Annotated in this window: 11 protein-coding genes; 4 read left to right on the top strand and 7 right to left on the bottom strand. The window is 71.2% G+C overall.

Annotated features, from left to right (window positions below; translation table 11 throughout):
* From CH341_RS11095 to CH341_RS11085, 3 genes are all read left to right on the top strand, one after another.
* Nucleotides 1–566 (top strand): Tim44/TimA family putative adaptor protein (locus tag CH341_RS11095; RefSeq protein ID WP_245430996.1); only part of this gene is annotated, 566 nt, incomplete at its 5' end.
* 18 nt (nucleotides 567–584) lie between these two features.
* A complete protein-coding gene (mltA, locus tag CH341_RS11090; protein WP_111419093.1) occupies nucleotides 585–1,970 on the top strand; it encodes a murein transglycosylase A in 1,386 nt (461 codons plus the stop codon).
* A gap of 19 nt (nucleotides 1,971–1,989) precedes the next feature.
* Nucleotides 1,990–2,526, top strand: a complete 537-nt coding sequence (locus tag CH341_RS11085) for a Smr/MutS family protein (protein ID WP_111419092.1) — start codon at nucleotides 1,990–1,992, stop codon at nucleotides 2,524–2,526.
* Here the strand turns inward: CH341_RS11085 and dmeF are convergent.
* Nucleotides 2,510–3,610, bottom strand: a complete 1,101-nt coding sequence (dmeF, locus tag CH341_RS11080; RefSeq protein WP_111419091.1) for a CDF family Co(II)/Ni(II) efflux transporter DmeF — start codon at nucleotides 3,608–3,610, stop codon at nucleotides 2,510–2,512. The genes CH341_RS11085 and dmeF overlap by 17 nt on opposite strands.
* A 310-nt stretch (nucleotides 3,611–3,920) precedes the next feature.
* Here dmeF and CH341_RS11075 point away from each other — a divergent pair, with 310 nt between their 5' ends.
* A complete protein-coding gene (locus tag CH341_RS11075) occupies nucleotides 3,921–5,012 on the top strand; it encodes a glycosyltransferase (protein WP_111419090.1) in 1,092 nt (363 codons plus the stop codon).
* Between the two features lie 6 nt (nucleotides 5,013–5,018).
* On the opposite strand, the gene CH341_RS11070 is transcribed toward CH341_RS11075, so the two are convergent.
* The 6 genes from CH341_RS11070 to CH341_RS11045 form a co-directional block, all read right to left on the bottom strand.
* Entirely contained in the window at nucleotides 5,019–5,876 is an 858-nt protein-coding gene (locus CH341_RS11070; protein ID WP_111419089.1) for a prolipoprotein diacylglyceryl transferase, read from the bottom strand.
* Between the two features lie 188 nt (nucleotides 5,877–6,064).
* Nucleotides 6,065–6,457, bottom strand: a complete 393-nt coding sequence (locus tag CH341_RS11065; protein WP_111419088.1) for a VOC family protein — start codon at nucleotides 6,455–6,457, stop codon at nucleotides 6,065–6,067.
* Nucleotides 6,458–6,605: 148 nt separating this feature from the next.
* Nucleotides 6,606–7,334 (bottom strand): class I SAM-dependent methyltransferase, encoded by a 729-nt coding sequence (locus tag CH341_RS11060; protein WP_111419087.1) that lies wholly within the window; start codon nucleotides 7,332–7,334, stop codon nucleotides 6,606–6,608.
* Nucleotides 7,335–7,402: 68 nt separating this feature from the next.
* Nucleotides 7,403–8,953 (bottom strand): RNA polymerase factor sigma-54, encoded by a 1,551-nt coding sequence (gene rpoN / locus CH341_RS11055; protein ID WP_111419086.1) that lies wholly within the window; start codon nucleotides 8,951–8,953, stop codon nucleotides 7,403–7,405.
* Between the two features lie 245 nt (nucleotides 8,954–9,198).
* Complete coding sequence (lptB, locus tag CH341_RS11050; protein WP_425376174.1) at nucleotides 9,199–10,173, bottom strand: LPS export ABC transporter ATP-binding protein; 975 nt, start codon at nucleotides 10,171–10,173, stop codon at nucleotides 9,199–9,201.
* A 94-nt stretch (nucleotides 10,174–10,267) separates the two neighbouring features.
* The coding region (locus CH341_RS11045) for an LptA/OstA family protein (RefSeq protein ID WP_111419085.1) at nucleotides 10,268–10,988 on the bottom strand (721 nt) is incomplete at its 5' end.

The raw sequence follows: 10,988 nt of genomic DNA, 5'->3' as shown, positions 1-10,988 counted from the left end.
CCCTGCCGCCGCGCGGCGACGCCGCCGCGGTCCGGCCGATCGACACCGTCGAGACGGCACCGGCCGCCGCCGTGTCGCCGGACCAGCTGAAGGGCATCGCCGCGCCGGGCTCGCCGGTCGCCGCCGGCCTGGAGGCGATCGCCACGGCCGACAAGGGATTCGATCCCCCGCACTTCCTGGCCGGCGCCCGCGCCGCCTACGAGATGATCGTCACGGCGTTCGCCGAGGGCGACCGCCGCTCGCTGCGCAACCTGCTCTCGAAAGAGGTGTTCGACGGCTTCGAGGCGGCCATCAAGGATCGCGAGAGCCGTGGCGAGACCGCCGAGACCCGCTTCGTCTCGATCGACACGGCGGAGATCTCCGCCGCCGAGCTGCGGGGCCGCATCGCCCAGGTCACGCTGCGCTTCGTCTCGCAGCTCATCTCGGTGACGCGCGACCGCGCCGGTGCCGTGGTCGACGGCAGCGACGAGAAGGTCACCGAGGTCACCGACGTGTGGACCTTTGCGCGCGACGTCTCGTCGCGCGATCCCAACTGGAAGCTGGTCGCCACCGAGGCCGGCCACTAGCCGGGCCGGCGGCGAGCGATGCACGCCGTTCGCCCCCGCCGCATCGGTCTCGTCCTCGCCTGGGCGATCGGCGCCGGCGCGCTGGGCTTCGGCGCCACGGGCCCCGCCGAGGCGGAGGTCGCACGGCGCAGCGGCGAGCCGCCGCTTCCCCGCCATCGTCCGGCCCTTCCCACCGAGACACCCCTGCAGATCGAGGACGGCCAGCTCGAGCCGGTCGCCTGGGCCGACCTGCCGGGCTGGGCCGAGGACGACCACGCCGCAGCGCTCTCCGCCTTCCGCGCGAGCTGCCGGCCGCTCGTGCGCGGCGATGCGAGCGCCGATCCCCGGCCGCTGCGGCGCGCCTTGATCGCCCCGTGCCGCCGCGCCCTCGCCCTGCGAGCCCCCTCCGCCGAGATGGCGCGAAAATTCTTCGAGACCGAGTTTCGGCCGGTGCGGATCAGCCGGATCGGCGAGAGCGCCGGCTTCCTCACCGGTTATTACGAGCCGATCGTCGACGGCTCGCGCTTCCCCACCCAGATCTTCAAGGTGCCGATGTATCGCCGGCCGCCCGACCTGGTGTCGCCCAACGCCAAGCCGGGGCAGCCGTTTCCGAATCGCGGCCCGGCGCTGCGGGTCCTGGCCGACGGCAGCCGGGTGCCCTATCACGACCGCGCCGAGATCGAGGACGGGGCGCTGGCCGGCCGGCATCTCGAGCTGTGCTGGCTGAAGGATCCGGCCGACCTCCTCACCATCCAGATCCAGGGCTCGGCCCGGGTCCGGCTCGAGGACGGCACGCTGCTGCGGGTCAATTACGATGGCCACAACGGCTTCCCCTACACGGCGGTCGGCCGCGTCCTGATCGACCGCGGTCACATCCCGCGCGAGGAGATGTCGATGGCGCGCATCCGCGACTGGATGCGCGAGAACCCGGAGGAGGCGAACGAGGTGCGGCGGCAGAACCGCTCCTTCGTGTTCTTCCGCATCACCGGCCTCGACGTGCACGACGAGCCGGTCGGCGGTCAGGGAATTCCGCTGGCGGCCGGGCGCTCCATCGCGGTCGATCGCGGCCTGCACGTCTACGGCACGCCGTTCTACATCACGGCCGACCTGCCGATCGCCTCGCTGCGCAGCGCCGACGCGTTCCGCCGCACCATGATCGCCCAGGACACCGGCTCGGCGATCGTCGGGCCGGCGCGGGCCGACCTCTATTTCGGCGCCGGCGACGAGGCCGGCCGGGTGGCGGGGCGCATCCGCCAGGCCGGGCGCTTCGTCATGCTGGTGCCGCGCGAGATCGATCCGGTGGCGGTCGGCGAAAAGATGCCGCTGCCGTTGCTGCGTCCGCCGCCCGAGCCGGAGAAGCCCGCCGTGAAGCGGCGGCCGAACCGGGCCGAGCAGCGGGCCCGTCGCTCGCACGGCGCGCGGTGAGGAGCGGCGAGGCACGGCCATGGTCCGCAAGCTCAGCGACGACGAGCACCGGCTGTGGTCCGGTGTGATCCGCTCGGTGCGGCCGATGCATCCGGCCCGCGCCAGCGTGACGCCGCTGCCGGCCGCGCCCGCCGCACCGACGCCTGCGACCGAAGCCCGCCCCGCCGCGACGGCCCGCCAAAAAGTCCGGCACACTGCCCCGCCCGAGCCGAAGGCGCCGCCGCTGGCGCCGATCGGCCGGCGCGACACCCGTCGCCTGGTGCGCGGCCACACCGACATCGACGCCCGCATCGACCTGCACGGCATGACCCAGGCGGAGGCGCATGCGGCGCTGCGCGCCTTCGTGTGGCGGGCGCAAGGTTCGGGAGCGCGCTACGTGCTGGTGATCACCGGCAAGGGGGGCGAGGGCGACGGGCTCGGCCGTGGCGTGCTGCGCCGGCAGGTGCCGCTGTGGCTGCAGCTCCCGGAGTTCCGGACCTGCGTCGCCGGCTTCGACGCGGCGGTCGGGCACGGCGGCGCCGGCGCTCTCTATGTGCGGATCAGGCGGCCGCGCTGAGGCGCGGCCTCGCATCGTCGTGATCGTGCGCCTCGCAGCGGTTCACCTCGATGGTGACGTGCGACAGCCATGCGAGATCGGCGAGCCGCGCCTTGTAGTGCGCCGGCGGCTGCGGGTCGTCGCTGACGACCGCCGCGATCAGTGCGGCGTGCCCCGGCCCGACCCGCCACAGATGCAGGTCGCTGACCCGGTCGGTGCCGACCTCGAGCTTCTGACGCACAGCGGCGACCAGTCCGGCGTCCGGCACGCGGTCGACCAGCACGCCGCCGGCCGAGCGCAGCAGGCCGACCGACCATTGCGTGATCAGCACGGCACCGACCAGTCCCATCAGCGGATCCATGAAGGTCCAGCCGGCGTAGCGCGCGCTGAGCAGCGCCACCACGGCCAGCACCGAGGTCAGCGCATCGGCCAGGACGTGAAAGTACGCCGCGCGCAGATTGTTGTCGTGGCCGCGATGCGGCGCGTGAGCGTGATGGCCGTCGTCGTGATGGTCGTGATCATGACCATGATGATGGTCGTGATCATGACCATGATGGTGGTCGTGATCATGATGGTGGTCGTGATCACCGTGATGGCGGTCGTCATGATCGTGATGGCCGACGAGGCCGTGGCCATGATGATGATGATCGGCGTCGAACAGCAGCCAGGCGCTGACGAGATTGACGGCGAGACCGACGGCGGCGATGCCGATCGCCTGGTCGAACGCGATCGCAACGGGCGCGACCAGGCGCTGCACCGATTCCCAGGCGACCAGCAGCGCGACCATCGCCATCACCACGGCGCTGGCGAAGCCGGCGAGCTCGCCGATCTTTCCGGTGCCGAACGTGAAGGCGGGATTCTCGGCGTTCCTTCGCGCCACCCGGTAGGCGACCGCCGCGATGGCGAGCGCGCCGGCGTGGGTCGCCATGTGCCAGCCGTCGGCCACCACGGCCATCGAGCCGAACAGCGTTCCGCCGACGATCTCGACCACCATCATGGTCGCGGTCAGGGCCACCACGGCCCAGGTCCGCCGCTCGTTGGCGTCGTGGCCGGCACCCAGAAAGACGTGGTCGTGCTGCCAGGACTTCAGCGATCTCGTGTGCATCGGAACATCCGCTTCAGTGGCCGATCGCCCCAATGTGCGGGCCCGGTGCGACGAGCGCAAGGCGGGGCTGCGGATGACGACCGCGGTCGAAGCTTCGGGCTGCCGCTCAGTGCGCCAGGCCGGTCGGGACCATCAGGTTCTCGGGCGCGAGCGTCGCCCCGGAAAGCAGCGCCACGGCTCGGTCGGGGCCGTCCGTTGTCCAGGAAGGCCAGGAGGCGGGGTCCTGGACGACGGATTTTGGGGAAGCGAGCGGTTGCGGTATCACAGCGGTCCCCAGGCGGCAACGCAGCGACCCATCGCCACGATCATCATGGCCGACATCATCATCACCGACACCACGCGCCAGTACGACGGGCGGCATCTCGAGACGCAACCGCTCGGCGGCACCGAGTCCTCGGTGATCCGCCTCGCCCGCGAGCTGGCGCGGCGCCGCCACGCCGTCACCGTCTACACCAACTGCACCGAGCCGGTGGAGGATCACGGCGTCGCCTGGCGCCCGATCGCCGGCGCGCGACCCGAGACCTGCGACCTCTATGTCGCCTGCCAGCATCCGCGGCTGTTGCGCTTCGTGCGAAGGCCCGAGCGGCGCGCCATCTGGGTGCTGTGGCAGCCCAACCATCTCAAGCACTACAAGCAGCTCGGCCGGGTCTGGTGGTACCGGCCCGTGCCGGTGCTGCAGAGCCTGCATCAGGTGCACATCTGGTCGCCCGTGCTGCCGCGGCGCGATCCGCAGATTTTGATTCCGCTCGGCCTGCCGGAGGACGTGCGTGGCTGGCCGTCGCAGCCGGCCGTGCCGCCGCGGCGCGCCATCTTCGCCTCCAATCCGCAACGCAACCTGCGCCGCCTCGTCGAGATCTGGGCCGAGAAGGTGCTGCCGCGCGTGCCCGACGCCGTGCTCGACGTCTACGGCGTGCACGAGATGCCGCCCGGCACCGACGCGTGGTCGGTGTGGTCGGGCTCGCTGCTGCCGCCGGACCAGCCGGCGCATGTGCGCGCCTCGGTGCGGGTGCATCCGACGGCGACGCGCGAAGGGCTGATCGAGGCGATGCGGGCGGCGCGCGTGCTGCTCTATCTCGGCCACAAGGTCGAGGCGTTCTGCCTGGCGGTCGCCGAGGCGCAGGCGCTCGGCGTGCCGGCCGTGGTGGCGCCGGTCGCCGCCGTGCCTGAGCGCGTGCTCGACGGCATCACCGGCTTCCACGAGGCCGACCCGGACCGCTTCGCCGAGCGCGCCGTGGCGCTGATGACCGACGACGCCCTGTGGCGCCGCCAGCACGAGGCGGCGCTGCGCCACCAGCAGGGCATCTCCTGGTCCGAATATGCCGGCCGGTTCGAGGCGGCCCTCCTGGCCGACCGCTTCCCGATCAACCGCTCGGTGCTGGACATCCCGCCGCCGGAGGCGTGAACCGGGTCACAGCTTCGGCAGGCCGGTGAGGCCGGACGGCGAGAAGGCGAGGTCGAGGAGCTTCCACTCCTTGTACTTCGCCGCCGGCAGCACGCCGATCGCCTGGCAGCGGGTGAGCGCCGCCATGGCGGTCTGCATCAGCACGGCGCCCTTCGCCGAGGCGCTGGCGGCGAGGAGCGTCGGCTCGGCGGCGAGCGCGCCGTTGGGCTTCAGCGCGACCCGCAGCACCACGTTGAGCTTCGCCGGCGCGTCGGCGAGGGCGGCCGAGGGCTGCCAGCAGGTCCGCAGATGCGCCCGGAAGGCGGCGATCTCGCCCTCGGTCAGCTTCGCCTTGCGATCGGTGGTCTGGTAGCCGACCGGAATGTTCATCAGGGGCGAGTCGAACCAGCTGCCGGAGCCGGCCGGCTCCGAGTCGTCCTCGGCCGGTGCCGCCATCGCGAGCTGCGGCGCCGAGGGCAGCGCGCGGGGCTGAGCCGCGACCGCGGCGGTCTGGTCCACCGGGTCGGGCTCGCTCGGCCGTTCCGGCGCGGACGGCTGCGGAGCGCTCTGCGGGGTCGGCGGCTCGGGCTGCGGCGGCTGCGCTGCGGCCGTCTCGGTCGGACGTTCGGGCGGCGCCGGCGGCTCCTGCTTGGCCGTTTCCTCTTTGGCCGGCTCCTCTTTCGGCGCGTCCTGCTTGGTCGCGTCCTGCTTGGTCGCGTCCTGCTTGGCGGTGTCCTGCTTGGGCGGCTCGGGCACCTCGTCGGGTCGGACGAGCTCGACCTCCATGGACGGCGTCACGGCGGCGAGCGGCGCGCGCATCTGCAGGCCCGCCAGTCCCCACAGGACGGCGTGCACGATCACCGATATGGCGAGGGCGAGGCGCACCGCGCGGTCGGCTCCCGGGTTTCCTGGGCTCGTTGACGTTTGCAGCTCGGCCGGCGATCCCCCGCCCGAGCGTCGTATCATGCGGCCAGATTGGCCCGTCGACATGGCCAAGCCGTGGCGGCGCAACGAATTCGTCGCAGGGTGTGGCCGAACTGCACCTCTGCCGGCCGGCCCGTCGAGTCCCGGCCCTATTCGTCCCGGTGGCACACGCAGCAGAGCTTGTTGCCCTCGAGGTCGCGCCCATAGGCGCCGTAGAAGTTCGCATGGAAATGCGGCCGCAGGCCGGGCGCGCCCTCGTCGCTGCCGCCCTGGGCCAGAACCGCCGCGTGAAACGCATCGACGGCGGCACGGGTCGTCGCCTCGAACGCCACCATGCAGCCGTTGCCGATCGTCGGCGGCTGGCGGTTCTGCGGGCGCAGCACCCAGAACGGCGGCTCGATCCCCGAAAATCCTTCCGGCGCGTAACCGGCGCCGATCTTGATCGTCTTCACCCGCACGATGCCGAGCGTCGCCAGCACGGCGTCGTAAAACTGCGTCGCACGCGAAACGTCGGCGGTGCCGACCGTCACATGGCTGAGCATTCTTTCGGACTCCGGCAGGTTCGATCCCGGTCGTAGCGTAGCCGAGCGCAGGAGGAGGCGACAGTCGGGACCATCGCGGCGCATCAGGCCGCCAGGGGTGAAGCCTCCCCAGGCAATCCCGTCGAAGGTCACGGTGGAACGGGCCCCGTCAGCGGGTGGCGGCGAGGACCAGGATCGGCGGTCGCCGGCGGTGCAGGTCGCGATCTGCCAGGATGGTGTCTTCGACCGGCTCGGGCTCGCGCAAGGCCCGCAGCGTCAGGCCGGCCTCGAGCAGACCGGTCACGTAGGTCTCGACGGTGCGGTGATGCTTGATCACGCCGTTGACGAACCAGCGCGTCGAGCGCGGACCCTCGGACCGATACTCGTCGATCGGCCAGTACAGCGGCCTGCCGTCGGTGTCGCACACCCATTTCTGTTCGGCCCGTGCCGTGCAGATCGGGTGCTCGACCGAGAAGACAAAGACGCCGCCGGGGTCGAGCAGGCGCGCGATGCGGGCGACGGCCGCCGCGTACTCAGCAACGTAGTGAAGCGTCAGCGACGACACCACGAGATCGAAGCGGCCGTCGAGATCGAGCCGCTCGATGCTGCCGTGCCGATACGCGACGGCCGGATCGTCGGTCAGCGCGCGGGCCTGCGCCAGCATTCGTGTCGAGACGTCGAGTCCGACCACAATGCGGGCGCCTGCCCTGCGGGCCTTGCGGGCGAAATCGCCGAATCCGCAACCGAGATCGAGCACGCGCAGGCCGGCGAGCGGCGGCAGCAACGACCACAGCGCCGGCTGCTCCAGCCAGTCGTTGAGACCGGTTCCGCAGTGGCGCAGGCGCGCGTAGTTTTCGAAGAAGACCGGGTCGTCGTAGACGTTCTGCGGGTCGGACACGGCTGTGCCTCCGCTCGAATGAGAGGGATGCTGGAATCGCGGCGGCCGGGTGCGCCGCTGTCCTGAGGCTACACCGTCGCGGCCTTCATCTGCTTGTCGCGGCGGCGCTGGACCGAGGAGGGGATGCGCATCGCCTCGCGGTATTTGGCGACGGTGCGGCGGGCGATGTCGATGCCGGCCTCGCGCAGCTTCTCGACGATGGTGTCGTCGGAGAGGACGTCGCCCGGCGTCTCGGCGTCGATGAGCTGCTTGATGCGGTGGCGCACCGCCTCGGCCGAATGCGCCTCGCCGCCGTCCGAGGCGGCGATCGACGAGGTGAAGAAGTATTTCAGCTCGAAGGTGCCGCGCGGCGTCGCCATGTACTTGTTCGCGGTGACGCGGGACACCGTCGACTCGTGCATGCTGATGGCGTCGGCGACGGTCTTCAGGTTGAGCGGCCGCAGATGCTCGACGCCGTGGGTCAGGAAGGCGTCCTGCTGGCGGACGATCTCGCTCGCGACCTTCAGAATCGTCTTGGCGCGCTGGTCGAGGGCGCGCACCAGCCACGCCGCGCTCTGCAGGCAGTCGGACAGATAGGACTTCTCGGTGTCCTTCTTGGCGCGGCCGGCGACCCGCGAATAGTAGGTCTGGTTGACCAGCACCTTGGGCAGCGTGTCGGAGTTCAGCTCGATGATCCACGAGCCGTCCGGCGCCTGGCGGACGAACACGTCGGGCACCACCGGCTGCACCGTGGTGGTGCCGAAGCGCAGGCCGGGCTTCGGATCGAGTCGCCGGATCTCGCCGATCATGTCGGCGATGTCCTCGTCGGACACGCCACATTTGCGCTTGAGGGCGGCGACGTCGCGCTTGGCGAGGAGATCCAGGTTGGCGACCAGCGCCTGCATGGCGGGATCGAAGCGGTCCCTCTCGCGGAGCTGGATCGCCAGGCATTCGGCGAGGTTGCGGGCGCAGACGCCGGACGGGTTGAAGGCCTGCAGCTTGGTCAGCACCGCCTCGACCTTGTCGATCGCGCAGCCGAGCTTGTCGGCGACCTCGGCCGTGTCGCCGGCCAGGTAGCCGGACTCGTTGACCATGTCGAGCAGGTACTGGCCGATCAGCCGGTCGGCCGGATCCTGGACGGCGAGCGCGAGCTGCTCGGCGAGATGGTCGGCCAGCGTCGGCTCGGCCGCCACGAAGGCTTCGAGATTGTAGTCGTCGTCGTCGCGGCCGCCGGAGCCGACCGCCGACCATTCCGAGTAGCCGGCCGGGCGCTCCTCGGCGAGGCGGGACAGGCCGGGGCCGGATTCGTCCGGAAAGACGTTCTCCAGGTCGGTGCCGAGCCGGTCCTCGATCGACGACCGGCTGGTGTCGTTGCTGTCCGCCATCCACTCCTCGGCGGCGTCGCGCGGCGCCGCCGGCGCCTCCCCCGCGGGCGGGGGCGCATCGGCGCCGGTCGGCTCCGGGGCGCCCGGCTCGTCGCCGCTCTCACGCTCCAGCAGGGGATTGCGCTCGAGCTCGCCCTCGACATAGGCCGAGAGGTCGAGATGCGAGAGTTGCAGCAGCTTGATCGCCTGCAGCAGCTGGGGGGTCATCACCAGCGACTGGGTCTGTCGGAGCTGCAGCCTCTGCGAGAGCGCCATGAAACACCCGAAGTTGGTCCGGTTCTTGCTTAGCTAGTTTATCGACCCCTGTACATCCGAATCTTTGCGAGGTTTTTCTGGTATGCAGCGGGAGCCCGCGGGGGTTGCAGAGGTGCAACAGGGGGGCTGGACGGGGCCGCGCCGGCGGCCGGCGATCACGATACCGTGATCGGATTCCGGCAAGAACTGGAGATTCAGGCGATTGGCGGGACAGGCCCGGGACCGCGAGGACGCGGCCCGCGTCGTCACATCCGGAAGCTCTCGCCGAGATACAGCCGGCGGACGTCGGGATTGGCGACGATGTCCTCGGTGGCGCCCTCGGTCAGCACCTCGCCCGAGTAGATGATGTAGGCGCGGTCGGTGAGGCCGAGCGTCTCGCGGACATTGTGGTCGGTGATCAGCACGCCGATGCCGCGCTGGGTCAGGTGTCGGACCAGCGCCTGGATGTCGCCCACCGCGATCGGGTCGATGCCGGCGAAGGGCTCGTCGAGCAGCATGTAGCTCGGCCGGCTGGCCAGCGCCCGGGCGATCTCGACGCGGCGGCGCTCGCCGCCCGACAGCGCGATCGATGGTGATTTCCGCAGCCGGGTGATGTTGAACTCCTCGAGCAGGGAGTCGAGGTCCTGTTCGCGCCGCTTCTTGTTGGGCTCGACGATCTCCAGCACGGCCCGGATGTTGTCCTCGACATTGAGACCGCGGAAGATCGACGGCTCCTGCGCCAGGTAGCCGATGCCGAGGCGGGCGCGCTGGTACATCGGCAGCGCCGTGACGTCGTAGCCGTCGAGCTCGATGCGGCCGCGGTCGGCCTTGATCAGCCCGGTGATCATGTAGAACACCGTGGTCTTGCCGGCGCCGTTCGGCCCGAGGAGGCCGACGGCCTCGCCGCGGCGGACATACAGGCTGACCCCCTTCACCACCTTGCGGCCCACGAAGGTCTTCTCCACCCCGTGGATGGCCAGGTAGCCGTGGGTCGCGGCGCGGTGCGCCTGCTGCTCGGTCTGGCGTGGCGCGGCGGCGGATCCGTCCAGGCGGGGCTCGTAATTCATGGGTTCGGACCCGGCCGGCATCGGCTCGTCGAGCCAGCCCGCCGACGCGATGTCGCGTCCCCGCGTCTTCGGGGGGCGGGGCTTGAACCTGCCAAAGAAACCGGCCACGCGCGCCTCGACGCCTCCGAGCGAACCATCAGGACGGGACCCCGTGCGGGATCCGGGCCGGACCATAGCGGGTTGCGCCCGGCGCGCAAACGCGGCGGCGCGGGCGGAGCGTCTGGAGGCAGGCGGACACGGGACTGCGACACGGGAGCGACCGCCCGACCTAGTAGAGGCCGGTCGGGCTCGGCCCGCCGGAGCGTGGCCGCGGCGGCTCGCGGGCGGCGTCACGATTGCCGGACGGGGCGCCGGCGGCCGGCCCGCCACCCTCGGGTGCCTTCTGGCTGCCCGGCATCAGGACGGCCTGGACGCGGCACTGGGTTCCCTTGTCGCACAGGACCTGAGACCGGCCGGTCGTCATGTCGACCACCAGCCGGTCGCCTCGCACGGCGTTCGGGCCCTGCGAGATGACGACGTTCCCGACCAGCGTCACCGTGTTGGCCTTCATGTCGAAGATGCCGTTGTCGCCGACCGCGACCTGGTCCTTCTGGCTGACCATCACGTCGCCGCGCGCCTCGATCCGCTTGATCTGCTGCGAGCCGGAGCCGCCCGCCATCGCGTTGGTGTTGGCGGGCTTGGCGGCCGGTTTGGTGTCCTTGGCGTCCTGCTTGGCGTCGGGCTCGTAGAACACCACCAGGCTGCGGCACTTGAGGGTGACGTCGCCCTGCACCAGATGCACGTCGCCCGCGAAGGTCGCCATCTTCTCCTTGTCGCGCACCTCGAGCGAGGCGGATTCGATCTTCACCGGCTTGTCGCGGTTCTGGGCGAAGCCCTGCAGCGCGTTCGGCGGGTTCGAGCCGCCGGCCGGCTGGGCCGCCGCCGTGCCGAGCGTCGCGTCGACCGCCAGCGGAGCCGCGGCCAGCACGCCGGCCGTCAGGGCGGCGACC

Source organism: Rhodoplanes roseus (assembly GCF_003258865.1).
Lineage (GTDB): Bacteria > Pseudomonadota > Alphaproteobacteria > Rhizobiales > Xanthobacteraceae > Rhodoplanes > Rhodoplanes roseus.
Note: the sequence above shows the minus strand (reverse complement) of the source record. Positions and strands in the feature narration are given on the sequence as shown.